Source organism: Acinetobacter sp. 161(2023) (assembly GCF_037027805.1).
GTDB lineage: Bacteria > Pseudomonadota > Gammaproteobacteria > Pseudomonadales > Moraxellaceae > Acinetobacter.
Window position 1 is genome coordinate 181,577 of the sequence record NZ_JAZEYD010000005.1, and the last position, 26,229, is coordinate 207,805.

Annotated in this window: 21 protein-coding genes, 4 tRNA genes and 1 pseudogene; 14 read left to right on the forward strand and 12 right to left on the reverse strand. The window is 39.3% G+C overall.

Annotated features, from left to right (window positions below; translation table 11 throughout):
• Positions 1-2: 2 nt before the first annotated feature.
• The 4 genes from ftsI to WA249_RS06530 all read right to left on the reverse strand — a co-directional run bounded on the left by ftsI (position 3) and on the right by WA249_RS06530 (position 3,965).
• Positions 3-1,835 (reverse strand): penicillin-binding protein PBP3, encoded by a 1,833-nt coding sequence (gene ftsI / locus WA249_RS06515; RefSeq protein ID WP_336167197.1) that lies wholly within the window; start codon positions 1,833-1,835, stop codon positions 3-5.
• Positions 1,836-1,846: 11 nt separating this feature from the next.
• Entirely contained in the window at positions 1,847-2,179 is a 333-nt protein-coding gene (gene ftsL, locus WA249_RS06520; RefSeq protein WP_004789835.1) for a cell division protein FtsL, read from the reverse strand.
• Positions 2,179-3,102 (reverse strand): 16S rRNA (cytosine(1402)-N(4))-methyltransferase RsmH, encoded by a 924-nt coding sequence (rsmH, locus tag WA249_RS06525; RefSeq protein ID WP_336167199.1) that lies wholly within the window; start codon positions 3,100-3,102, stop codon positions 2,179-2,181. Before rsmH ends, ftsL begins: the two co-directional genes overlap by 1 nt.
• Positions 3,103-3,359: 257 nt before the next feature.
• On the reverse strand, positions 3,360-3,965 hold the full coding sequence (locus WA249_RS06530; protein WP_336167201.1) for an NAD(P)H-dependent oxidoreductase: 606 nt from the start codon (positions 3,963-3,965) through the stop codon (positions 3,360-3,362).
• Between the two features lie 122 nt (positions 3,966-4,087).
• On the opposite strand from WA249_RS06530, the gene WA249_RS06535 reads away from it, so the two are divergent.
• Positions 4,088-4,687 carry a TetR/AcrR family transcriptional regulator gene (locus tag WA249_RS06535; RefSeq protein WP_336167203.1) on the forward strand — a complete coding sequence of 200 codons (600 nt, stop codon included), beginning with the start codon at positions 4,088-4,090 and terminating at the stop codon, positions 4,685-4,687.
• A gap of 78 nt (positions 4,688-4,765) precedes the next feature.
• Here the strand turns inward: WA249_RS06535 and WA249_RS06540 are convergent, their stop codons facing one another.
• Positions 4,766-5,767 (reverse strand): sulfate ABC transporter substrate-binding protein, encoded by a 1,002-nt coding sequence (locus tag WA249_RS06540; RefSeq protein ID WP_336167205.1) that lies wholly within the window; start codon positions 5,765-5,767, stop codon positions 4,766-4,768.
• Positions 5,768-6,166: 399 nt separating this feature from the next.
• Between WA249_RS06540 and WA249_RS06545 the strand changes: the two genes are divergently transcribed.
• From WA249_RS06545 to WA249_RS06580, 8 genes and pseudogenes are all read left to right on the forward strand, one after another.
• Positions 6,167-6,466, forward strand: a complete 300-nt coding sequence (locus tag WA249_RS06545; protein WP_336167207.1) for a DUF4179 domain-containing protein — start codon at positions 6,167-6,169, stop codon at positions 6,464-6,466.
• A 116-nt stretch (positions 6,467-6,582) separates the two neighbouring features.
• Positions 6,583-8,091, forward strand: coding sequence for a glutamate--tRNA ligase (gene gltX, locus WA249_RS06550; protein ID WP_336167209.1), 1,509 nt, complete (start codon positions 6,583-6,585; stop codon positions 8,089-8,091).
• Positions 8,092-8,148: 57 nt separating this feature from the next.
• Positions 8,149-8,224: transfer RNA gene (locus WA249_RS06555), tRNA-Ala, on the forward strand.
• A 25-nt stretch (positions 8,225-8,249) separates the two neighbouring features.
• A tRNA-Glu gene (locus WA249_RS06560) sits at positions 8,250-8,325 on the forward strand.
• 128 nt (positions 8,326-8,453) lie between these two features.
• Positions 8,454-9,875 carry an amino acid permease gene (locus WA249_RS06565; protein ID WP_336167211.1) on the forward strand — a complete coding sequence of 474 codons (1,422 nt, stop codon included), beginning with the start codon at positions 8,454-8,456 and terminating at the stop codon, positions 9,873-9,875.
• Between the two features lie 119 nt (positions 9,876-9,994).
• Positions 9,995-10,895: pseudogene (locus WA249_RS06570) on the forward strand (hypothetical protein).
• 121 nt (positions 10,896-11,016) lie between these two features.
• Positions 11,017-11,092 (forward strand) — tRNA-Glu (locus WA249_RS06575).
• Positions 11,093-11,123: 31 nt separating this feature from the next.
• Positions 11,124-11,199 (forward strand) — tRNA-Glu (locus WA249_RS06580).
• Positions 11,200-11,290: 91 nt separating this feature from the next.
• Here WA249_RS06580 and WA249_RS06585 read toward each other — a convergent pair.
• On the reverse strand, positions 11,291-12,238 hold the full coding sequence (locus tag WA249_RS06585) for a hypothetical protein (protein WP_336167216.1): 948 nt from the start codon (positions 12,236-12,238) through the stop codon (positions 11,291-11,293).
• A gap of 274 nt (positions 12,239-12,512) precedes the next feature.
• On the opposite strand from WA249_RS06585, the gene WA249_RS06590 reads away from it, so the two are divergent.
• Positions 12,513-12,851: a hypothetical protein gene (locus WA249_RS06590; protein WP_336167218.1), complete on the forward strand. Its 339-nt coding sequence runs from the start codon at positions 12,513-12,515 to the stop codon at positions 12,849-12,851.
• Positions 12,852-12,869: 18 nt separating this feature from the next.
• Here WA249_RS06590 and WA249_RS06595 read toward each other — a convergent pair whose 3' ends face one another.
• From WA249_RS06595 to WA249_RS06615, 5 genes are all read right to left on the reverse strand, one after another.
• Positions 12,870-13,826 carry a cation diffusion facilitator family transporter gene (locus tag WA249_RS06595; RefSeq protein ID WP_336167220.1) on the reverse strand — a complete coding sequence of 319 codons (957 nt, stop codon included), beginning with the start codon at positions 13,824-13,826 and terminating at the stop codon, positions 12,870-12,872.
• 131 nt (positions 13,827-13,957) lie between these two features.
• The gene (locus tag WA249_RS06600; RefSeq protein ID WP_336167222.1) at positions 13,958-17,116 is read right to left on the reverse strand and encodes an efflux RND transporter permease subunit; all 3,159 of its coding nucleotides are present in this window, start codon (positions 17,114-17,116) and stop codon (positions 13,958-13,960) included.
• Positions 17,106-18,323, reverse strand: coding sequence for an efflux RND transporter periplasmic adaptor subunit (locus WA249_RS06605; RefSeq protein WP_336167224.1), 1,218 nt, complete (start codon positions 18,321-18,323; stop codon positions 17,106-17,108). Before WA249_RS06605 ends, WA249_RS06600 begins: the two co-directional genes overlap by 11 nt.
• Positions 18,324-18,325: 2 nt before the next feature.
• Positions 18,326-19,741 (reverse strand): TolC family protein, encoded by a 1,416-nt coding sequence (locus tag WA249_RS06610; protein WP_336167227.1) that lies wholly within the window; start codon positions 19,739-19,741, stop codon positions 18,326-18,328.
• 54 nt (positions 19,742-19,795) lie between these two features.
• Positions 19,796-20,194 (reverse strand): cation efflux protein, CzcI-like, encoded by a 399-nt coding sequence (locus tag WA249_RS06615; protein ID WP_336167229.1) that lies wholly within the window; start codon positions 20,192-20,194, stop codon positions 19,796-19,798.
• Positions 20,195-20,351: 157 nt separating this feature from the next.
• Here WA249_RS06615 and WA249_RS06620 point away from each other — a divergent pair, with 157 nt between their 5' ends.
• The gene (locus tag WA249_RS06620) at positions 20,352-21,044 is read left to right on the forward strand and encodes a hypothetical protein (RefSeq protein ID WP_336167231.1); all 693 of its coding nucleotides are present in this window, start codon (positions 20,352-20,354) and stop codon (positions 21,042-21,044) included.
• Between the two features lie 348 nt (positions 21,045-21,392).
• Positions 21,393-21,776: a tetratricopeptide repeat protein gene (locus tag WA249_RS06625; RefSeq protein ID WP_336167233.1), complete on the forward strand. Its 384-nt coding sequence runs from the start codon at positions 21,393-21,395 to the stop codon at positions 21,774-21,776.
• A 43-nt stretch (positions 21,777-21,819) separates the two neighbouring features.
• Here WA249_RS06625 and ettA read toward each other — a convergent pair whose 3' ends face one another.
• A complete protein-coding gene (gene ettA, locus WA249_RS06630; protein ID WP_004639772.1) occupies positions 21,820-23,481 on the reverse strand; it encodes an energy-dependent translational throttle protein EttA in 1,662 nt (553 codons plus the stop codon).
• A 295-nt stretch (positions 23,482-23,776) separates the two neighbouring features.
• On the opposite strand from ettA, the gene WA249_RS06635 reads away from it, so the two are divergent.
• Together WA249_RS06635 and WA249_RS06640 are read left to right on the forward strand one after the other, a co-directional pair.
• Positions 23,777-25,054, forward strand: a complete 1,278-nt coding sequence (locus WA249_RS06635) for an O-acetylhomoserine aminocarboxypropyltransferase/cysteine synthase family protein (RefSeq protein ID WP_336167236.1) — start codon at positions 23,777-23,779, stop codon at positions 25,052-25,054.
• 273 nt (positions 25,055-25,327) lie between these two features.
• Complete coding sequence (locus WA249_RS06640; protein WP_336167238.1) at positions 25,328-26,218, forward strand: SDR family NAD(P)-dependent oxidoreductase; 891 nt, start codon at positions 25,328-25,330, stop codon at positions 26,216-26,218.
• Positions 26,219-26,229 lie beyond the last annotated feature (11 nt).

Consider the following 26,229-nt stretch of genomic DNA (forward strand, 5'->3'; position numbering starts at 1 on the left):
GCTTACCTGCGAATAGGATTTACTGAAGTATCAAGCGGCTTATCAAGCGGTACATTCATTAAACGTAATGATTCTTGCATAATGCGTGCAAAAACAGGTGCCGCAACTAAACCACCGTAATAACGACCTTGTGGGTTTTCAACAACGACAATAACGGCTAAACGTGGGTCACTAATTGGAGCAACACCAGCAAATAAAGCACGGTATTCATTATTTGAATAACCTTTACGGTCTGCACGGAGTTTATGAGCAGTACCTGTTTTACCGCCCACACGATAACCCGGAATATTAGCTTGCTTTGCAGTACCGCCAGGCATCGTAACCTGTTCTAGCATGAGCAAAACCTGATCGGCAATTTTTGGAGCAAGAACTTGTTCACCTTTAGGTGCGTGATCTAACTTATGTAGGCTTAAAGGCATTTTCTGCCCATGATTTGCAAGCATTGCATAGCCTTGCGCCAACTGAAGAATCGTCGCATTTAGACCATAACCATAAGCCATGGTACCAATTTGGGACGAGTTTAATTTACTTACAGGAAGCACTAAACCTGAGCTTTCACCCGGAAATTTAACAGCCGAACGTTTACCAAAACCTGCACGATTAAAGAAGCTTGGCAATGTTTCTTTTGGAAGTGACAATGCAATTTTTGCAGAACCCACGTTTGAAGATTTAATAATCACGCCGCTTACAGTTAAAGCACCATAATTATGCGTATCACGAATCGTATGCCAACCTAAACGCATTGAGCCTGGAGACGTATTTACAATCGTGTTAGGCGTATATTGGCCAGTTTCTAATGCAGAAGAAATTGTAAATGGTTTCATGGTTGAACCCGGCTCGAACATATCAATCGCACCGCGGTTACGCATGGCATCTTTATTAGATAAACCGTTTTTATCATTCGGGTTATATGACGGCCAACTGGTCATTGCCAGAATTTCACCAGTCTTAACATCTACAGCAATTGCAGTTGCCGAACGCGCATTATTTGCAACACCAGCTGCGGTCAACTCTCTATACATAATGTATTGCAAACGAGAGTCAATGCTTAAAGTGATGTTTTCGCCTGGCTCACCCTCACGAATAACCTCTGAAACTTTTAAACGGTTTCCGCGCTTATCACGAATAACTTTTTGCTCACCATCCACACCTGACAGCTGTTTATTGAGCTGCATTTCCAAGCCTTCAATCCCTTGGCCTTCGCTGTTGGTTAAACCAATAATCTGGGCATTTGGCTGTGGTTGAGGATAATAACGCTTATACGTTTTCTCGGCATATACCCCTTGAAAGTTACCCTTCGTAATGAGATCTGCCTGTTGCGGTGGGATTTCTTTTTTCAAAACCAGATAACGAGAACGTGGTCGTGCATTCATCTGTTTTTTAAGATCGGCACGGTCTAAACCAACGACATCTGCCAACTCATCAAGATTCAAGTTTTTATCGGGTAATTGTCTTTTTAATTTACGATTATTCGGATCTTTCTTTAATTCCGCTGTAATCTGGTCATATAAGTGCTTGGTATCGAAATAATCACGTGGATCCATTACGATTTTCATGATTGGTGTACTAATTGCCAAAGGCACACCATGGCGATCGCTAATCACGCCACGCATAGCTTCCACACGCTCAGTACGCAAAATATTGGCATTGGCCTTGTTTTGTAAAAAATCCTTATTAATTACTTGTACATAAAATGCACGTGCAATTAAAACAACAAAACAGAGTAACACTACTGCCCAGAGCAGATAAAACCGCCACATATCAAAGGCAAGAGTTGGTTTTTCCGAAATAGACTGCTGTTTTTTCCGTGTTTGTTTTGTTCGCTTATCTACCATACAGCAAGGCCTTACTTATTTTGCTCTGAGGTCATTGGTAAAGAAATTACCACCGTTTCTGCAGCCGGTGGAGAAAACATCCGTAGCTGAGTTACAGCACGTGTACCAATCTGTGCCGTTGCACCAAAGGTTTGTTGCTCAATGAGCAAACGCCCCCATTCAGCATTGAGATCATCACGTTCACGCATATAAGAGCTAAGCTCTCTATAATCATGACGATATTCAAATACTTGAAATACCACCATCATGGCACTTATAAAGACAAGCGCCACTAATACTGTATACACCACAACTTTTTTCACCACTTTGTTTTCTGTGGTGGCGATTTCATCACTGCTTTTCATTACGCGCCTTTTTCTTCCAAGCGTTCAGCAACCCGAAGCCATGCACTACGTGATCGAGGGTTCGCTTTTACTTCTTCTTCACTCGCACGAACCCGTGAAATTTTCTTTAATCTTCTTGTATCTACACGCTGCTCAGGCATTCCCCAACCGAAATCTTCTGCTAACGTTGATTCTTTTTGAATAAACTGCTTAATCAGTCGGTCTTCAAGAGAATGGAAACTAATAACAGACAAACGTCCTTCCGGTTTAAGTAAGTCTACAGCTTGCGGCAAAAATACTTCAATATCTTCTAGCTCTTTATTAATAGCAATTCGAATAGCCTGAAATGCACGTGTCGCTGGATGTTTATGTTTTTCCCATTTTGGATGAGCAGTTTTAACAACTTCCGCCAATTGGGCTGTCGTTTCTAGTTTTCCAGCGAGTTTAATGGCTTTAGCAATACGTCGACTATAACGCTCTTCACCATATTGATAAATAATATTTGCTAATTGTTCTTCTTCAATTTTAAGTAACCACTCGGCCGCAGTTAAACCCTTAGAATTATCCATTCGCATGTCCAACGGACCATCTTGCATAAAGCTAAAACCACGCTCAGCCTGATCAAGTTGAGGAGATGACACCCCCAGATCAGCCATAATGCCATCAACACTCATCACGCCAATTTCCTGCATCTTCTCTTTGATATCAGCAAAACTGGCATGGATGATGGTAAATCTTGGATCTTCTTGTGCCAAAGTAGCAGCAACTTCCAATGCTTGAGGGTCTTTATCAAATGCGTACACTCGCGCATTTTCATCAAGTTTAGAAAGCAATAAACGGGTATGCCCACCTCTTCCAAAGGTTGCATCGATATACACCCCAGTTGTGCGATCTGCCAATAAGCTCTCAACGGTCTCAAAAAGTAAGACAGAAATATGCGACATAGGTGTTAAATCATAGCGTGAAAATGTAACTGCACATTATCACCTTGTTTATGACCAACGCCAAACGGCTTTTTGTAGGAAAATATTAATTTTTCATAGATAAAACCGTTTTGTTAGCACTTTTTAAGCAAAATAATAAAGTAAGGATAATTTTTTAGAGTTAAATACGAATTTATAAAACTTTTTATTAAACGCTTTACTTAAAAAATTCTCTTTATCTTTCCGTTTATCTCATTAGAAACTCTCACGGATTTGCATTAAGTCGAGATGAGATGACAATCTTTCTCGGCATATTTACCGATTTCATTTAACCATTTTTGCCGTTGGTTTGAACTTGCTCCCCGCACGGTTCCAATATAATTAACTTTGACTTTGCGGACCCCACAAAATTGCAAAGTCGCTTTTTTAAGTTGACGCGTACTTGGCTCACCATAGTACCAACGATAAAACCAGCCTGGCTGATCTAAAGTCGTAATGAGTCGTGCTGATTTGGACTGTAAATGACCAATAACACGATTACTGTTTTCTCGGTAACTAAAAACAAGATTTGGTAAAAAGAGTCTGTCAATAAAACCTTTAGCTATGGCTGGAAGCCCTCCCCACCAAACTGGAAAGAACCATACCAAATGATCTGCAGCCTGAATTTTTTCAAGCGCACTCATTAAATCGGGTTCCAGATCCATCCGTCTCTCATAGCCATATTTTAAATTAGGCTCGAAATCCAACTTAGCAATTTCGATGAGATCGACGTGAACACCTAATGTTTTTACGTGTTCTACATAGTTGTGAGCTAATGCATGATTAAAACTAATATCGGATGGATGACCATTGATAACTACAATACGTTTAGAGACTTGAGACATATATCGCCTTTATTGTCGCGCAGTCAAATATCAAGTGATATCTGAAATAAATAAGTAGCGAAAATATCTTATAAAAATTAAGATATCAAGTGATATCTCAACTATTCTTTTAGCTGGCTCTTATGACTCTTTCTCGCAATGAAAAACAGATACAAACTCGACAGCATCTCATTGACGCTGGGTTTGCCCTCATTTCTGAATACGGTTATAACGCAGTATCTATCAGGAATCTATCTAAACAAGCGGGTTATACTCAAGGTGCCTTCTACTCGAATTTCAACAATAAAGAAGAGTTTTTGCTTGAGCTTATGCAGCTTCAATTCGCTAAAGAAAATTTACAATTACAAGAAATCTTTACCAGTGCCCCCTCAAATACAGAGCAACTCATTGATTCATTGCGCCAATGGCTGACCGCTTTTTTCAGAAACGATGAATGGCTTAAGATATCAATAGAACTACAACTATTTGCTGCACGTGATATTACCTTCGCCGAGGAGTATCAAAAGGTTTGGAAAACTCATCAGCAAGAAGTAACTAAAATTATGAAGCAGTTCTTTTCTTTAATGGATATGACTGAGCCTGATGACTATGATTCTATTGTTATAGAGCTTGTATCATTAAGTTATGGGCTGGCCTTACAATATATGATTTTTAAAGATGATATAGACCACTACATTAATATCTTTATCAACACTTTATTAAAAAGATTGGGCAACTTCTAAGTTAATCAAAATTAGATGTAAAAATACAAAAAGCCGCTTAATGATTAAATAAGCGGCTACATAGAAAAGCTTAATTCATTATTGCTTCCCATCGTAAATTTGATCGAAGACAGCTCCATTAGCAAAGTGAGTTTTTTGAGCTTTAGCCCAGCCGCCAAAAACATCATTAATAGTAAATAATTTAATTTTTGGGAATTGCGCTGCATATTTAGCAGCCACTTGAGCATTACGCGGTCGGAAATAATGTTTAGCAGCCAACTCTTGCCCTAACGGTGAATATAAAAAGTTCAAATAGCCTTTTGCTAAAGTTCGGTTCCCATCTTTATCTACGGTTTTATCTACAATCGCGACTGATGGCTCTGCCAAAATTGAGATTGATGGGTAAACGATTTGATATTTGTCTTTATCAGGTCCTTTAGTTGCCAATAAAGCTTCATTTTCCCATGATAACAAAACGTCACCAATTCCACGCTCAGCAAATGTTGTTAGCGAACCACGTGCTCCCGAATCAAGTACTTTTACATTGTGATAAAGTTTTTTAACTAACTCACGAGCTTTAGCATCATTACCGCCCGGTTGTTTTAAGGCATAACCCCATGCCGACAAATAAATCCAACGAGGTGCACCACCTGTTTTAGGATTGGGGGTGATAATTTCAACACCCGGTTTGGTTAAATCATTCCAGTCACGTATATTTTTCGGATTACCTTTTCGAACTAGAAACACAACAGTAGAAGTATACGGCGCAGAATTATTCGGAAATTCTTTTTGCCAATTCGGTTGGATAAAACCCGCTTTCACAATCTCATCAATATCATTAGCTAACGCTAACGTGACAACATCAGCTTCTAGGCCTGTGGCTACCGCCCGAGCTTGTTTACCAGATCCACCATGTGATTGTTTAAATTCAACATCCTGTCCTGTGCGCTGTTTCCAGAACTTACCAAAAGCCTGATTATATTCTTGATAAAATTCTCGGGTGGGATCATAAGAAACATTTAAAAAAGAGGTAGCTGCTTGAGCTGCTGTTACTGCCATTCCCAAGTACACAGCTACAGCCATTATTGATATTTTTTTCATTTACAAAATCCATCATTGGTTTTAGTTTTACTATATTTTTAATTTTATAATTTACAATCAATTACTTATATTAATATATTTTTTATTAATCTCTTTAAAAGATATAGATTAAGATGACTAAGTTATTTCTTTTTTGAAAAATTTTGTAATTATTCTTCTAAATTAATGAGGACCTTCACTTTATCTACACATTAATTTGTTAAATAATGAAGCGCAAAGGATACATATGACCTACACTTGGGTCGACCAGATTAAAATATAGATATTTTTTGTAAAAAGTGTGACTCAGTTCAACTTCTTTATTAAGATTTATGTTTAAATCGTAGCATTACCGTAATTTTACATTTCGTTAAACTCAAAAAATAGATGAAATGTAATGAACAGAGGGGATGATTAATAATGAAAATTCATTATGGAAAAGCGTTAAGCTTAAGTTTGGTGCTAGGTTTTGCATCACAGTTTTCTGCAGCAGCGGCACTTAAAGATACTCCAAATAAAATTGGGTCAGATAAGCAAACTTCGCTTATTGGAAAAGCTTTAGATCAACAGAAACGTAATCTCGTTGTATTACCTTCTACAGATGATGAGCTTAAAGTACTCAATACTATTCGCGTTACACCGACTCAAAATTTCCTCGCTGCTCAGCATGAACGTTTTTCACGTTTTGTTCAGGCAATCTTTCAGCCACATACTTCTTAAAACCTGAAACATCCCCTCTTCGTTTCAGTTTTAGCCCAGTCTGATGTTAAATAAAACGTCAGAATACTGGGCTTTTTCGTTATAATAGTTTCAATTTTTATTTTGACCCATTACCTATGAAAGTTCGTACTCGTATTGCACCATCCCCTACTGGTTTTCCTCATGTGGGCACCGCCTACATCGCCTTATTTAACATGTGTTTTGCGAAACAACACGGCGGAGAATTCATTTTAAGGATTGAAGATACAGACCAGCTTCGCTCTACACCAGAATCTGAAAAAATGATTTTAGATTCATTGCGTTGGTTAGGTCTAAATTGGTCGGAAGGTCCAGATATTGGCGGCCCTCATGCACCGTATCGCCAATCTGAACGTATGGGAATTTATAAGCAATACGCATTAGAACTTGTTGAAAAAGGTCATGCTTTTTATTGTTTCGCGACAGCCGAAGAACTAGACCAGATGCGTGCAGAACAACAAGCACGTGGTGAAACACCAAAATATGATGGCCGTGGGTTAAAACTTTCTCAAGAAGAAGTAACACGTCGCTTAGAAGCGGATGAACCACATGTCATCCGTATGAAAGTACCTGAAGAAGGTATTTGTAAATTTAATGATTTATTACGCGGGGAAGTTGAAATTCCTTGGGTACAAGTCGACATGCAAGTTCTTCTTAAAAATGATGGATTACCAACTTATCATTTGGCCAATGTAGTTGATGACCATTTAATGGAAATCACTCATGTATTGCGCGGTGAAGAATGGCTTCCATCTGCCCCAAAACATCAGTTGCTCTACCAATATTTTGGTTGGGAAATGCCAACACTTTGCCATATGCCATTGTTGCGTAACCCAGATAAATCAAAATTATCTAAACGTAAAAACCCGACATCAATTAACTACTACCGCGATATCGGCGTTTTACCAGAAGCCTTATTAAACTATTTAGGCCGTATGGGCTGGTCAATGCCAGATGAGCGTGAAGTGTTTACGCTACAAGACATGATGGATAGCTTTGATATTCAACGTGTTTCACTAGGTGGACCAATTTTTGATGTTGAAAAACTGAATTGGTTAAATGGTCAATGGATCAAAGGTTTAACCCCTGGCCAATTATTAGACCGTTTATTAACATGGAAAAGTGATCGCAGCACTTTAGAAGATATTGCAGCTGCCATTCAACCACGTATTAATTTACTTTCAGAAGCTGTGAATTGGGCTGGTTTCTATTTTAACCATATGCCTCAAATTACCGCTGAAATGTTTGAAAGCAAAAAATTGACTCAAGAACAGGTTCGTCAAAGTCTACAATTTGCAATTTGGCGTCTTGAAGGCCAGTTTACTTGGAATAACGACACTGTTAGTCAAACCCTAATGGATCTTGCAAACCAGATGGAGATTAAATTACGCGATTTCATGCCAGCGTTCTTTATCGCAATTGCCGGTTCAACCAGCTCAACACCTGTAATGCAGTCAATGGTTACTCTTGGGCCTGATTTAACTTTCGCTCGTTTACGTCGCGCCTTAGAAATTGTGGGTGGACCAAGCAAGAAAGAAGTTAAAAATTGGGAAAAACTCAATGAAAGCTTAAAATTGCCGAAAAATGAAGCAACTAGCGAAGCTTAATTCACTTTTTTGTTGACGTGTGAGCGCATTCGCCCTAATATTGCGCTCACACAAACTGGGGTCATAGCTCAGTTGGTAGAGCGCTACAATGGCATTGTAGAGGTCAGCGGTTCGATCCCGCTTGACTCCACCACGCTCCTTTGTGTTTGCCTCATCAAGTCCCTATCGTCTAGAGGCCTAGGACATCGCCCTTTCACGGCGGTAACCGGGGTTCGAATCCCCGTAGGGACGCCATATTCTGCTTTAAAAATTATAAAAAGACTCTATCGTCACCTTACTGTTTATTCTTTATCTCTTTCTAGATTGCACATTTGTCTATTTTATCTAAAATAGCGTCTTTCTTAATTCTCTCAATGTGTAATATGCAGCCATCTGACAATCAACTAGATGCTCATCAGCATCAGAACAGTACTGCACCTTTAAAAAGAGCTATGAGCACTCGCCATCTTGTAATGCTATCACTCGGCGGGGCAATCGGAACTGGTTTATTTTTAGGTTCAGGGGAAGTCATTTCACAAACTGGAGCTATTGGCGCAATTATTGCCTACATTCTTGGTGGCGCGATTGCGTATATGGTCATGCTCTGCCTAGGAGAGCTTGCTGTACACATGCCTGTTTCAGGTTCTTTTGGTGCATATGCTAAAAAATATATTAGTCCTAGTACAGGCTATATGATTTCTTGGATGTACTGGCTGACTTGGACTGCAACGCTTGGAACTGAATTCACAGCTGCGGCGTTACTCATGCAGGAATGGTTCCCACATATTTCAATGTGGATCTGGACAATTGTTTTTGCAATCACTATTTTTGGTTTAAATATTAGTTCAACTCGCATTTTTGCTGAGTCTGAGTTTTGGCTAGCTCTTATTAAAGTCATTACTGTTATTGCTTTTATTGTGCTCGGCCTCTTAGCAATTTTTGGTTTAATTCCTTTTCATGGTAGCCAAACTGCACCGCTATTTAGCAATCTTACAGCTCAAGGCTGGTTTCCACACGGTTTAATTCCTATTTTTACCACTATGCTCATTGTTAACTTTGCTTTCTCAGGCACTGAATTAATTGGCGTAGCAGCAGGTGAAACCAAAGATCCGGCTCAGAATGTACCCAAAGCAATTAACGCTGCGATTTGGCGCCTTCTTATTTTCTTTGTCGGAACCATTATTGTTATTAGCGCTTTGCTTCCCTTCCAGCTTGCAGGTTTAGGCAGTGAAAGCGTAAGTAGTAGTCCTTTCGTTACCGTATTTAATTATATTGGCATTCCATATGCGGATGACATTATTCGATTTGTAATTATTACCGCCCTACTTTCAGCAGCAAACTCAGGACTTTACGCCGCTTCGCGTATGATGTGGTCACTGTCAGAACAAAAATTATTACCTAGCGTATTTGCTACGCTTTCGAAAAGTGGAACACCGATTGTTGCACTAGTTGTAACAATGTTTGGAGCAATTCCTGGTTTGTTATCAGAGCAATTTGCACCAGAGACTATCTTTAAAAATCTGCTTGGCGTTGCTGCATTTACGATGGTTATTGTCTGGATGAGCATTTGTTTAAGTCAATTTAATTTCCGTCGCCAATGGTACAAATCTGGCCATACAGTTAAAGACTTACAATATGCCGCTCCATTCTTTCCTATCGTGCCAATTTTAGGTTTTATTTTCTGCTTTATTACTTGTTTAAGTATGGCAGCAGATCCTGAAATGCGTGCTGGTTTTGTAGGCTGCCTAATTTTTACAGCTTTATGTTATGTCAGCTATTTTATTTTTTACCGCAATAAAGCCTAAATTGCTTTTATTGAATTAAAGTGTAGCAAAAAGCTACACTTTTTTTTGTCTATATACTGGTTTTATATAACATACCGTTGTAGATTAAAATTTATATTAAAAACAATTCCTTGTATAGAATGAAAATTATATTTATCCACGGGATGAATCAACAGAATTACACTGCTCATCGCTTGAAAGAGCATTGGCTAAAAGTATTTAAGCTTGGCCTAAAACAGATGCCTTGCAAAGTTAACATGCGCGATCTTCATATCCACATGCCATTTTATGGCGATCTAATGACTAAATATCAATTGAGCAATCAATTAGACCTAAATACTTTATTACCCAAGTCATTTATAAATAATTATTTACCCATTCATTTACATCACCATAATCCCCCAGCTAAAGAACACACTCCATTTGTTCCTTTATTACTACCAGCAACCGATCCAGCTGAAAAAAGCTTTTCGGAACGACTCTATCTCACCTCTCAGCTCGTAAAAGACCGAGTACTTAAAGAGTTGGTTGTTCTTTTAAATAATTTCCCTAAATTGCATGAAAGCTTGATACAGCAGTTTCTGATTGAAACTTATATGTATTTATCTAATCCTGAATTTATGCAAGAAGTGAATGAGCGGATTTTAAAGAAAATGCGAGAAGAAGAAGATTATATTATCGTTGCACACTCTCTTGGTTCAGTTATCGCTTTTAACCTACTTTCAAACCCTTCACATCGGTTTTCAATTAAAAGATTTATAACTTTAGCTTCCCCTTTATCTTTTCGGGTTATTCAAAGTAAGCTTCCTAGTCCTATTGTCAGACCACCATGTATTCATGGTGAATGGTTTAATTTTTACTCTCAAGATGATTTTCTGACTGCATTTCCCTTATGTGAACCTCCTTTTACCTTTGACCCACCTATTATTAATCAGAAAATTTTCACCTTCGCCAACCAACCACATGAGATTTTAGGATATTTACAACATCCCTCCGTTATAAAAGCAATTATTGAACCTTTTCAAGAAAAATGAGGGCTAAATATATATATTTTCTACAATTTGAGTTATTTTTGAGCACTTGACTGTTTTTTTTAATATTTCTTCAGAAAACTATTTGACACTTTTATTAAATCGACCTAATATACGCCCACCTCTGAAACGTCCCTATCGTCTAGAGGCCTAGGACATCGCCCTTTCACGGCGGTAACCGGGGTTCGAATCCCCGTAGGGACGCCAGTAATTTCTTCAGATGTATGCCTCACATATTGTCCCTATCGTCTAGAGGCCTAGGACATCGCCCTTTCACGGCGGTAACCGGGGTTCGAATCCCCGTAGGGACGCCAAATTCTAAAAAGCCACTGCATAACGTCAGTGGCTTTTTTCTTGTCTTTAAAAAATGAAAAGCCAATCAATGACCAGCTTTTCTACACTCTATTAACTCGCGATTCCCACTTGCACTTCAAGACGACCCGACTGTACCCGTAGCCCTCTAATTTCAAATTGATCTACCAATTGCTGGACCAGCTCTCGGCTTTCTCTCAAAATATTTAAACCCGGTAAAATACTAAAGTCGGTCAAACTCAAAAGCTTTTCAACCATCCATGAACGGTTATTAATAAAGTCAATAAACCCTGCTTGCTCTAGGTCAATAAACCACATACGGTGACCATCGCGTTGAATGCCAGGAATATCACCAATCAAATGATTAATGAGTGATGGAATCGGTAACATATTTACGACTTCAAAACCAACTCGACCAATACGGCGCACAGCCCAGTTTGATAATGTTCCCCCATGGCGAATCTGGACATCGAGGCTTTCATCCATTTGACGTAGGCGCAAAAATTTTTCCTGCCCAATACGGCATTCCAATACTTTAAAGTCTAAACTTAAACGATACATGAACCGATGGTAGTGCCCATCGATCTCGACTTGGAAACTGTCATTGCCGCACTTGATTTTAATATCATCAATTTCCGAGCGGTCTATGCGTTTACGAATTTGATTATTTAATAACATTTCAGGTAAGTACAACGTTAAGGTACTCTTGCCTAAAAATGTACGTGCCATTATCAACGCAACTTGGCGTGCAGTTTCACTGGTTTCAGACACCATATCTCGGACAGTGCCAGCTGCCAGATTTGTCATTCCGACAACTCCACGTTTGGTGTGGGTAGTCACTTGGTCGAGCGCATCTAATGCAGCATCCGCGACCTCTGCAATATTACGTGTCGTATCACTAGCAAACCCGACCGCATCTTGGGCGTGTTGCAATGTTTTATGCAGTAATCGACGAGATAATGACGGTTTTGCGGTATCGGGGGTGACTACAACTGATGGTGTCGTTGTAGGTTTCGACTCATTGTCATCTTGTTGACCCAAGTCCCTCTCTCCTTTTTATATTTATTCCACATCCTATTTATGAGTATTTAAGCTCATTTATAGTGCTAATCACACTTGATTTTTCTGTAGATTAGCATGCTCTGCAATATTATTTTAAATTTTGTGTGTACGGATAAATCATCTACTTTTTGTATTTCGTTGTTTATTAAAAATTATTTTTTTGCTAGTTCAAAGCACTTCATCGATATCTTACAAATTTTTTTCTTTTTCGTCATTTCCGTTAGAATAGATTCAAACTGAATGTGGAGTTCCCATGCAATATCGTTGCCCTCAATGTCAAAGTGTTAAAATTATGCCTGTAAGCCAAGGCATTAACAGCGCAAAACCAGCAGTTCCTAAAAGCCTTGTGATCTTAATTCCTGCAATTTTTATGCTTTTACTCTTGGTTGTGATTAGCATTTTTATGTGGATTTTTGGCAATGGTGCAGGTAGCTCTCTCCAAATTGCAACTGTAGTTGTTTTTGTTGTGACTGTAGGAGCAGGTTTTATGTTTTGGCGTGATTTGCCAGACTTTAAACTGTCTATGCAAGCATTTATGCAGTCACAAAAACACTGGAAATGCCGTGACTGCAATCACGAATGGGAAATTTAAAAAAGTGTTCACATCAGCTTAATGCTGATGTGAATGTTCTTTGTCATTATCGTCATGCTCGTGTGAAGCATGTTGAGCAACATGCTGACAATTGATCTCGGCATCGTCCTCAATTTGCAATGTCACTTCGCCAATGCCATGTTCGTGAGAAAGCATTTCAACCGCATCTTGATAGAGCTTGGTACGGTCCGCTTGTGGCGCAAATAAGTGCACCGTTAAATGGATATTTTTAGAAGTAATCGCCCATACTTTGAGTTGATGAATACTCTCAACACCATTTAAAGAAAGCAGATCTGTACGTAATTTCTCAATATCCACTTCTTCTGGCACACCTTCGAGCAAAATATTAATGCTCTGTTTAAGCAAAATCCATGTTCTTGGTAATACCCAAAAGCCTATGAGTACAGCAATAAGCGTGTCAATCCAGTACCAATTAGTGAAGTAAATAACAATTGCACCAATAATCACGCCTACCGAACCTAGTGCATCGCTTAAAACTTCTAAATAGGCACCTTTAATATTTAGGCTAGAGTTGGCATTCGACATCAGAATTTTCATTGAGATGAGGTTAATCACTAAACCAATGGTCGCCACAATGAGCATACCCACGCTTTGGATTTCAGGTGGCTTAGAGAACCGAATATAGGCCTCATATAAAATATAAACCGCCACTACAAACAGCATGAGCGCATTAAATAAAGCGGCCAAAATTTCAAAGCGTTGATAGCCAAAAGTACGCTTATTATCAGCGGGACGTTTGGAAATTTGAATGGCAACCAAAGCAATTGCCAAAGCAGCTGCATCTGTAAACATATGCGCAGCGTCAGAAAGCAATGCCAAACTTTGTGTGATTAAACCTGCAACGACCTCAACGATTAAAAACGTTGTCGTAAGCGCTAAAGCAATCGTTAATTTCTTAGCATTACCTTCAGTCACTACAGCATGACTATGATCATGACCATGATGTCCACCCATTTTGCGGACTCCTTTTTATTTATCTTTATGGTGAGTTAAAAGTAACGATAAAGACACCATTACCTTTAACTCTTTCAAACACTTTTTTGAATTGACTCTGTCATCAAAAAAGATATCTCAAAACGATGACATTATGAATGTTCAACGCTTTTCGCCTTGCCTTCATTCATCCATCGATAAATAACCGGTAATAAAACCAGCGTTAATATCGTAGATGAAATAATGCCACCGATTACTACCGTTGCCAAAGGCCGTTGTACTTCTGCACCAGTTCCAGTTGCCAAAGCCATTGGAATAAAGCCAAGTGAAGCAACACAAGCCGTCATGAGTACAGGTCTTAAACGTAAGATCGCCCCATTCCATGTTGCAGTTTGAATATCAAATTTTTCTCTAAGCTCTTTAATAAAGCTCAGCATCACCAGACCATTCAAAACAGCGACACCTGACAAAGCAATAAACCCGACTCCCGCAGACATTGAAAGCGGAATATCTCTTAGCCAAAGCGCAATAAGACCACCTGACAAAGCAAACGGCACGCCGCTAAACACTAACAGACTTTCTTTAACATTATGGAATACAGCCATGAGTAGAATGAAAATCATAGCAAGCGCCAACGGAACAACAATTTTCATTCGCGCAGCAGCTGAGGCTAGATTTTCAAATTGACCGCCATATTCCAACCAATACCCAGCTGGTAGTTGTTCTTTTGCCAGAGTCGCTCTTAACTCTTGAACAAATGATCCTAAATCACGGCCTTCTACGTTTGCAGTAATAATGACACGACGCTTACCATTTTCACGTCCTACCTGATTTAAGCCTGAGGTACGTTCAACTTTCGCGACATCTTGAAGCTGGATCAGTCCACCATTTGGTAGCTGAATCGGAAGTTGGGCTAAGTTTTGGATAGTACGTTGCTGGTCTTCTAGGCGAATTTCAAAATCAAATCGTCTATCACCTTGTAAAATCTGCCCAACATTTTGTCCACCTACACTTGCCGCCACAATATCTTGAATGGCTTTTGCAGATAATCCGTATTGAGCCGCCAGAAGTCGATTAATTTCAACACTCAGCACCGGTAAACCGCTAGTTTGTTCTACCTTAACCGCGGTAGCGCCTGAAATTTTTTGTACTTTCTGAGCAAATGCCTGAGCCTGCTCATTAAGTACTTGCATATCATCACCAAAAATCTTGACGCCAATATCACTCCGGATCCCTGAAATTAGCTCATTAAAGCGCAGCTCGATCGGTTGAGAGAACTCACTGTTATTACCGGGTAATGTCGCTAAAAAAGCTTCCATACGTGAACGCAGCTCAGCTAGCGTCTCTTTAGAGTTTGGCCATTGATCATGCGGTTTAAGTAAAATGACCGCATCAGAGATATTAGGCGGCATCACATCCGTTGCAACCTCAGCCGTTCCTGTTCGAGCAAAAACAGCCTTTACCTCTGGAAAGTTTTTCAAAATGAGCTTTTCAGTATTTTCCTGCATTCGCAGTGATTGCTCGAGCCCAGTACTCGGTGAACGCATTTGCTGCAAGGCAAAATCACCTTCGCTAAGTTGCGGTGCAAATTCACTGCCCATTTTGGTAGCTAACACGCCTGTAAGCACTAAAATACTTAATGCAAAACTAACAACCACAATCTTAAGTTGATAAGCCTGATCGAGGACATCTCGGTATTTCTGCTTTAAAAGTAACATCCAACGTGTTTCTTTTTCTTTCACCTCACCCGTAACAAAAAGAGCAACTGCTGCAGGTACAAATGTCACAGAAAGAATCATGGCACCCAATAATGCCATAACCACAGTCATGGCCATTGGATGGAACATTTTTGCTTCAACGCCAGATAAAGCGAAAATAGGTAGGTAAACCACTAAAATAATCATTTGCCCGAAAATAAGCGGTCGGCGGGCCTGTTTCGCTGCAAGGAAAACTTCTTTGAATCGCTCAGCTCGTGTAAGTGGTCGATGTAAAGCATGCTGTGCTTCCGCTAGACGTCGAATACAGTTCTCTACAATAACAACAGCACCATCTACAATAATCCCGAAATCAAGTGCTCCCAAGCTCATGAGGTTGGCACTAATGTTTTGCTCAGCCATTCCCGTAAGGGTAAATAACATCGAAAGTGGAATAACACAGGCTGTGATTAAAGCTGCTCGGAAATTTCCAAGGAAAATAAACAGAATCACAATAACCAGAATTGCACCTTCAACAAGGTTCTTCTGTACTGTTGCAATTGCTTTGTTTACCAAACTCGTTCGGTCATAAACCGTTTCGATTTCTACACCTTTAGGTAGGGTAGATTGGATTTCCTTAATTTTGGTATCAACCGCCTGAGCAACGGTACGGCTATTTTCTCCCATCATCATCATGGCTATGCCAAGAACAGTTTCCTCACCGTTGTAAGTTGCAGCTCCTGTTCTTAAATCATGCCCAATAGAAACATTCGCCACATCTGCCACACGAATTGGTAACCCATTTTTGGTGCTCACAGCAATGTTTTGAATATCTTCAACACTACTTAGCATGCCCGGCACACGAACGGTGAGTTGCTCTCCGTTTTCTTCAATAAAACCTGCACCGCGATTTTCATTATTTTCTTGCAGCGCAGTTTGAAATTCATTGATTGAAATCTGAAGCTGCTGCAAACGTTTTAAATCAGGCGACACAATATAAGTTTTATTGTAGCCACCAATACTGTTAATTTCGGCTACGCCTTTCACACGCTGCAATTGAGGACGCACAATCCAGTCCTGAATTTCACGTAAATCCATGGCTGTGTAGGCCGTGCCATCTGCTTTTTTAGCGCCAGTTTTTGCTTTTACGACCCATTGGTAAATTTCACCTAAACCTGTTGAAACAGGAGACATGACTGGATCAACTGATTCGGGTAGTTGTCCGTTCGCCTCTTGTAAACGCTGGTTAATCAGCTGTCTTGCCCAATAAATATCGGTCCCATCTTTAAAAATGATGGTGACTTGGGAAAGCCCATAACGTGAAATAGAGCGGGTTTGTTCCAGATTAGGAATTCCGGCCATCGCATTTTCAATAGGATAGGTAATCCGCTGTTCGACCTCTAAAGCCGTATATCCATTTGCTTGAGTATTAATCTGGACCTGAGCATTGGTAATGTCTGGAACCGCATCAATAGGAAGCTTTTGATAACTCCAGATCCCGACTCCAATCCACGTCAGTACAAATAACATGACCCAAATAGCATTTTGAATAGCAAACTGAATAACTCTATCAAACAACCCTTCTGGCTTGGGCAGCTCAGGTTTATTAATGTCCATGCTCCGCCTCTCCTTTTTCCAGTTCGGATTTCAGCAAGAAGCTGCCTTCTGCAACATAACGCTGGCTTGGATTAATACCTTTTACAACTTCGACCCACTGACCATCTTTAGCACGTTGCCCCAACTGCACTGTGACAGGTTCAAACTCAAAGCCTGTTTTAACCATTTTTGGGGTAAAGATAACGTCTTTACCTTCGACTTGTTGAATCGCCTGAGCTTTTACACGTGTCACTTTTTGCGTTGTGCCTGAATTTAACTCCACGTTAACCATTAAGTTTGGACGCAATTCACTACTATTTGCCAAGACCTTGGCACGTACTTGTAAACGCCCCGTTTGAGCATCGGCTTCAGTTGTTAAACTTTGAACTTGAGCGTTAAATGCATTCCCAGTTTGCAAAGATTTAAATTCAATCTGCTGATTTGGCTGTAAATTTAGATTTGCGGTGCTTGGTAAAATAAACTCAAGCCACAACTGATCAAGCTGATTAATAATAAAAAGCTGGTCTGCTAGCTGTACGTTTTCACCTACTACAATATCTTTATTACTGACCATACCAGCAATTGGTGCGGTTAAGGTGTAGCGTCCTCCTGAGCCTGAACCCGCCCCGAACGCACTTAAGCGCGAGCGAGCTGCCTTTACTTGAATTTGGGCTTGTTGATAGGCGTTATATGCTTTTTGATAATCTTGTTTAGCAGAAATTCCTTGAGACCATAAGCTATGTTCACGCTCATAGTCCTGACGTGCTAAATCAAGATTAGACTGTGCAATTTGCAAATTCGCTTGTTGATCGACTAGATCTGGGACCAATAAACTTGCAAGAGCCTGCCCTTTTTTAACCTGTTGCCCCAATTCAACATATACCGCTTCGACACGACCACTAAAACTTGGTGAGACATGAGCTTGTCGGTCTGTATTGACAACCAGTTTGGCTGGATAAGTTTGAAGTTGAGGAACTTCGCCTAGTTCAGCTTGTTCAATTTTTAAATTTTGTTCTTGCATTTGTTGAGCAGTGAGTAGCAATGTTTTTTCACCCTCATCATGCTGTTCTTTACCCTCTTCTTTAGCATGCTCATGGCCTTCCGATGCTTCGGAAGAATTAGATTTATTTTTTGAATTTAAAACCAGTAAACCAATTAATATTGAGGTGATTGCAGCAATCACTCCCACCCAAAGCCATTGAGAATTTTTCTTTAGATTTGTCGACATTATTATTCTCCTGCCTGAGTTGGGAATGTTTGACTTTGTTGCCAAGCACGTTGATTGAGTTGCATTAAGGCATCTTTCGCCATGATCTGTTCTGGTTCTAACCCAAGACGCAAACTTTGAATTTCAATTGAGTTTTGCCACGCCTGTTTTAATAGCTCGACTTTGCGTAAGCGCACGTCTTGCAATTGCATGGTGGCTTGCTGAACATCGGTAACGGCGAACTTACCCAAACGAAAACCTTGCAATGTTTTTTGCTGAACTTGAATAGCAAGAGGAACTTGCTGATCATTCAGTTGTTTAAACTGGATGCATAAACCTTTTAACTCTGACATTAGAGTTTCAATATCAACTTGATTTTGCTGTCGATAAAAGCTTTGCTGACGTTGAGATAGCTCTTGTTTGGCCTGAGCAATCTTGATTCCGTATTGCTGGCGATTAAAAAGATTTAAAGGAATTTCCACACCTAAACGAATTTGGTTATCTGTACTCTGTTCCGGCGAACGCTTGTTATTAACACCCAGAGTTACAGTAGGTTGTGGTCTGGCTTTTGCTTTAAGCTGTTGAATAGTGGCTTGCTGCGCAAGGGCATCTAACTGGAAAGAACGCTCTAATAAATTATTTTGCGCATCTTGGCTTGGTTCTACATTCGCTGCCAACGCCCATAACTGATTTGGACTTTGGAGTAGCTGAAACTGACTTGAACCACCACCCCACAAGTTGACCAGTTGCTGTTTCGCAACTTGCAGTTTTAAATCGACTTGTTGATATAAACGCTGATTTTCCAAGTGAGACATCCGCACTCGATCTACATCAACTTGCGCAATACTTCCTGCTTGATAACGCTTTTCTGATGCCAATAAATTTTCTTGGCTAACGGATAGCTGCTCTGCAATAAGAGACTTTTCAAGCTCAAATAAAGCCACTTGTGACCAGAAATATTTAACAATTAATCCAAGCTCAGCTTGATAACGCTGCTCAGCCAAATCAATTTTTGATATTTCCACTTTTGCTAAGTTTTGCGCAGCTTTACGTTGTCCAAAAATATCTAAAGGCTGAGAAATACCTATCGCGAGTTCTTTTTCTTGATCACTCTGGAAACCTGTTTGCTCAATGGAAAGACTTGGGTTGGCCCATAAACGACTTTGTTTTAAATTAGCCTCAGCCATTTGCTGCTGTGCTTGCCAAACACCTTGCTGACTTTGATATTTTTGTACCTGCTCTAAAGCTTGGTCAAAAGTAAACGCTGCTTTTTGAATATAATGTTCTTGTTGAATATCAGACTGAGCCATCACTGCTTGCCCAGCCAATAGTATGGCAATAGATAGACTTGAGATCGTTAAAACCTTTTTTAACGTTATCTTAATGTTACTCTCTAAGTGAGAAGTAGAACTCACTCGAGTTGAAAAAATAGAAGACATGTTTTTGCCCCGCAATAAATAAGAGATGCGGTGGGCTTGTTTTGGCTACCCCACCTATAGCGGGGTTAAAACAGGAGGAGGTTTTAAAGCAGTAAGATGGGGCGACTGGTAAGAATTAGACCAGTGATAAATTTGTGAAAGTTCCTGCACATGGACTACAGGTGCTTCAGCTTGCTTTGCAACTTCAATCATCACAACATGAAAACATGAAGGCAAATGATCATGATGATCCTGCAAATTTAAAGGCGCTTTATGAGAAGTATTTCCGGCATCTTTCTGTTCATTATGAGCTTGATGTGAAGATTGATATATATTCAAAGCTGCATGATGCCCGAAATGATGCAATGCTTTTTCCTGATTTTCATGCGCGCAAAATGCAGCTGCCACATTCCATAAACTTTGGAATATGAGCAAACTAAACAAGACGGACATAAAAATTGCAGAACGTGGCAAAAGCACACCATTAAACTAAAAAGTTGAATAAAGGCACTATAACAGGCTCTAGGCATGTAATAAAATTACAAAACCTCGATTCATAAATCTCCGTTTTTTAATTTAGAACTTATCTCACATTACACGAGACAAAAATAATTTCTTTTGAGTAATCATTATGTACAAGCTTTTTTCTGCATCTATATTAACAATTTGTCTGGGCTTAACGGGCTGCGCGACCAATATGTTGTCCACTGCTTTACCAAATGAAACAACTGAAATTAAAACAACCGTTCTAAAAACCGATCAAATTATTGCATTGGGTCAAGCAGTTAAAAATGAGCAAGAACAAGGCCTTGTGTTTATTGGCCAAGATTATAATTATTTGATGACCGAAGGGAGTTCTAAATTTCTAAATATTATTAAAAATATTCCAGCAGAACAGAGAACTCTGAATATTTCATCACCTCTTATCCTTGAAATGGATGATCCCACCCATTTTCACGGAGAACTTCAATTTCAATATAAAACTCCTCTATCAAAACTTTCTGATCAACAAAAAGAAAATTTAAAGAACTTGGGATTTAAAAATCATTTTGTCGTGATGGAAAGCCAAAAAGAAGTTTTATATCCATATGCCTTTCTTTCTTTTAAAGGACAAATTTATAAAGCTCCAAGCACACAAAAAATTCAACAAGCCATGCCTACTCCCTACCCAGTCGCTTTACAGCAAAAAGATGAATTAACTAAGAAACATCCGTTTAAACGTGTAACACGGATGGCGTTATATCCTTTAGCAATGACCTTTGACGTGATTACAGTAGCCCCATCATTAATTTGGTCTGACCTACATGGGGACTTCAATAAATAAAAGTTATAAAGACCTAAAACAAAACTAGTCCTTAGACTGGTTTTGTTTAAAAAAATTTCTTTTGTTTGATATTTATAAATTTTTATAAAGGAAATAAAAGACCAATAATTTAAATAAAATTATTTTCTCGTTTTTAAAACCTGTTATACGCAAAGTATAAACAGAGGATCTGAACTAATTCCGTTTAATATAAAAACACGTGTAACTTTTATGTAAGCCAAAACCTCTTTATTTTTCATCCAAATGCGCTATATCACATTTACAAAAAAAAACATAAGATTTCAATATAAGGGACTAGCTTAAAAGTGTGAGTCAATTCAATCAAATTGAGGAACAAGGGAGACTATCATGAATATGAAATCAATCAAGCATGGGCTTAATCACTTGTTTGCTTTTGAAAACTTACATGCCGATATGCATTCGCAAGCTGTAGATGAAATTGAACAAGGTTTACGCTTTGAAGAGTTAGCCGTACAAGATCATGAACGTATGCAAAATTGGCTAGATATTACTCCAAACGACCGCAATGCAATGTGGTGCTACCTCCGCGCAGCTCTAAGAGGTAATGCTAATGCTTCATTTAAACTTGGTATTGGTTATCTAAATGGTCAATTTGGCCTCGATAAAAATTATAGTGAAGCTGAAAAATGGCTGAAAAAAGCAGCCAGTCAAGGTCACCCTGATGCCGAGCATTGCTTACAAGAAGCATTTAGTAAACTAGCTTTCTCATAAAACAAAAACCAGCCCTTAGGCTGGTTTTTTTAATTAGCAGAAATTATCCGCTAATTTTTTTGTATTTCGTACGTTTTTGAGCAGCGTCATCACCTAAACGTGACTGACGATATGCTTCGTATTCTGCATAGTTACCTGCGTAGAATTCTGGCTGTTCATTTTCAAATGACAAAATGTGTGTCGCAATACGGTCAAGGAACCAACGGTCATGCGATACCACCATTACAGTACCTGGGAATACAAGAATTGCATCCTCAAGCGCACGTAAAGTTTCAATATCCAAGTCGTTTGATGGCTCATCCAGTAAGATTACGTTTGCACCTAACTGTAAGATCTTCGCTAGTTGTAAACGATTACGCTCACCACCAGATAATTCACCTACACGTTTTTGCTGATCTTGACCTTTAAAGTTAAAACGGCCGATATAAGCACGTGACGCGATTTCGTAATCACCAATTTTTAAGATATCTAAACCGCCAGAAACTTCTTCCCAAACAGTTTTATTATTATCTAGAGTGTCACGGATCTGACCAACATAAGCAACTTTAACTGACTCACCTAAGGTCACAGTACCTGTATCAGGTTGCTGTTCGCCGGTCATCATACGGAATAAAGTCGTTTTACCTGCCCCGTTTGGACCAACGATACCAACAATCGCTGTTGGTGGCACAGTAAAGCTTAAGTTTTGGTACAGTAAACGGCCGTCAAATGATTTGCTGATGCCTTCCACTTCCACAACTTTGTTACCCAAACGTGGACCAGGTGGAATATAGATTTCAGACGTTTCATTACGTTGCTGGAATTCTTTAGAGTTAAGCTCTTCAAAACGTTCCATACGCGCTTTGTTTTTCTTTTGCTGACCTTTAGCATTTGAACGAACCCATTCAAGTTCTTTTTTCAATGCTTTAGCAAAAGATTCTTCTTGTTTATTTTCCTGCTCTAAACGAGCATTCTTTTGTTCTAACCAAGAAGAATAGTTACCTTGATAAGGAATACCCATACCACGGTCAAGTTCAAGAATCCATTCAGCCACGTTATCCAAGAAATAACGGTCATGCGTAATCGCAACGATAGTGCCAGGGAAATCTTTCAAGAAACGTTCTAACCAAGTTACAGATTCTGCATCCAAATGGTTCGTCGGTTCGTCCAGAAGTAACATATCTGGTTTCGAGAGCAATAAACGGCAAAGTGCAACACGACGGCGCTCACCACCAGAAAGTAATGATACGTCTGCATCCCAAGCTGGAAGATTCAACGCATCCGCAGCAATTTCAAGCTGGTTGTTTAGGTTATGTGCATCCCAAGCATGGATAATTGATTCTAATTTTTCCTGCTCTTTTGCAAGTGCATCAAAATCTGCATCTGGGTCTGCATATTCTGCAAAAACCTGATCAAGACGCTCTAATGCATCTAAAGCTTCACGCACGCCATCTTCAACGTTACCACGAACGTCTTTTGTCGGATCTAGCGGTGGTTCTTGCTCTAAATAGCCGATTTTAATTCCAGGTTGTGCACGAGCTTCACCAGAGAAATCTTTATCTACGCCAGCCATAATACGAAGCAGGGTAGATTTACCTGCACCGTTCAAACCGAGCACACCAATTTTGGCACCCGGGAAAAATGATAAAGAGATGTCTTTTAAGATTTCGCGCTTTGGCGGAACCATTTTAGACACTCGGTTCATCGTATAAATATATTGGGCCACGCAGGACTCCTCAATTGAAAAACCAATACATCGCATAAGCGATAAATAATCGCGCGTATTATACGCTGAAAACCTCTATGACTTGAAGTTATGATTTCCATCGTACGGATTTATCAAACAATTTTCTTTTTCAATAAGTTGCAAAATGTTTATGTATAAGATTTATACAGCGTTTCAGCGTATATTTTTCTATCTTTATTCCTAAAATTAGAAAACAAACCAGAATTTCTGCAATTTTCTTTATTAATTTTAGGCTAGACTCGCTCAATATTTAACTCACGAAGATGAAGTAATCATGACTTATAAAGATGAAACTCTAGCAATTCATGCTGGCTATTCACCAGAGGCAACCACAAAAGCTGTTGCGGTCCCTATTTATCAAACTACTTCTTATGCATTTGATAATACACAGCACGGTGCTGACCTTTTCGATTTAAAGGTTCAGGGTAATATCTATACCCGTATTATGAACCCGACCACTAGTGTACTTGAGCAACGCCTTGCTGCACTCGAAGGCGGAATTGGCGCTTTAGCTTTGGCTTCTGGTATGGCAGCAATTACCTATGCTATTCAGACAATTACTGAGGCGGGAGACAATATTGCTTCTGTCTCAACCTTATATGGCGGGACCTATAATCTATTTGCCCACACCTTACCAAAACAAGGGATCGAAGTTCGCTTTTTTGATTACCAAAAGCCTGAAAGCTTACGTAACTTAATTGATGATAAAACCAAACTTGTTTTTGTTGAGTCGATTGGTAATCCGCTTGGAAATATCATCGATTTAGAAGAAATTGCAAAAATTGCACATGAATATGGTGTACCTGTCATTGTCGATAATACGGTTGCTACCCCTGCCTTATTAAAACCTTTTGAATATGGTGCCGATATCGTCATTCATTCACTTACTAAATATATCGGTGGACATGGCAATAGCATTGGTGGAGCAATTGTAGATAGCGGTAAATTCCCTTGGGGTAAATATCCTGAGCGCTTTAAAGTTTTGAACACGCCTGACCCAAGTTATCACGGGGTTAATTATGTTGAAGCTTTAGGCGAAGCAGCCTATATTGCCCGCGCACGCGTAGTTCCATTACGTAATACAGGCGCGGCAATTAGCCCACTGAGTGTTTTCTTGATTTTACAAGGTTTAGAAACATTGAATCTTCGAATGGAACGCCATACTGAAAATGCTCAGAAAATTGCGGAATATTTAAAAAATCATCCCAAAGTGAAATGGGTTAATTACGCAGGTTTAAAAGATCATCCTCAGCACCAGCTTGCTCAAAAATATGTAAAAGGGAAACCATCTGCAATCTTATCTTTTGGTGTGCAAGATGGTCTCGAAGGCGGTACTCGATTCATCGATACACTTCAGCTATTTACTCGTCTCGTAAATATTGGCGATGCAAAAAGTTTGGCGTGTCATCCTGCAACGACGACTCACCGCCAGCTCAATGAAGAAGAACTTAAAGCTGCAGGCGTGAGTAAAGATATGGTTCGTCTTTCAATTGGAATTGAGCACATCGATGACTTAATTGCCGATTTAGAACAAGCACTTTCAGCTGTATAATTTTTAAACTAATTAACAACCCTCTGGAAATAGAGGGTTTTTTATTTTCTACATACTCTACAATTAAAAGAAATTAATGGATTAAGATACTATTTTAGAGCTTTTACTCTAAATAAATTGTTGAATTTCATATATTTACAGACTAGACAATTTTTAAACATCTATTAAGATAATAGCCATATTTATGAGTTCATTTGGATGAACCTACGGTTGTAAAAAATAAAAATTACATACCGGAATAAATAGTCCCTGCCCCTAATTAGGTAAAATGCTGTGAATAAAAAATTAGAAGCTCTGTTCCAGGAAAAGGTACAAGATAAAGTCATTTTAGTGACAGGCGCCTCGAGTGGAATCGGATTGACGATTTCAAACAAACTTGCTGATGCTGGTGCTCATGTTTTACTGGTTGCCCGTACTCAAGAAACTTTGGAAGAAGTGAAAGCAGATATTGAAAGTCGTGGCGGTAAGGCAACAATTTTCCCATGTGATCTCAATGACATGGATATGATTGATCAAGTATCTAAAGAAATTTTAGCGACTGTTGATCACATTGATATTTTAATTAATAACGCAGGACGCTCTATTCGCCGTGCCGTACATGAGTCTTATGATCGTTTTCATGACTTTGAACGTACGATGCAATTAAATTATTTTGGCGCAGTGCGCTTAGTTCTTAATATTTTGCCGCATATGATTCAACGTAAAGACGGGCAAATCATTAATATTAGCTCGATTGGTGTGTTGGCAAATGCGACTCGCTTTTCTGCCTATGTTGCGTCTAAAGCTGCTCTTGATGCGTTTAGTCGCTGTCTATCGGCCGAAGTTCATGCGCATAAAATCGCAATTACTTCAATTTATATGCCATTGGTTCGTACCCCAATGATTGCACCGACTAAAATTTATAAATATGTACCAACACTTTCACCTGACCAAGCTGCTGACTTAATTGCTTATGCAATTGTGAAACGTCCGAAACGTATGGCAACTAACTTAGGCCGCTTAGCTTCCATGACATATTCGGTTGCACCGGGTATCAACAATATGTTTATGTCGATTGGTTTCCGATTATTCCCAAGTTCAGATGCAGCAAAAGGTGAAAAAACTGAGAAATTAAACTGGGCACAAAAAGCATATGCACGAATTTTCCCAGGTGAGCACTGGTAATTTTGAGTTGA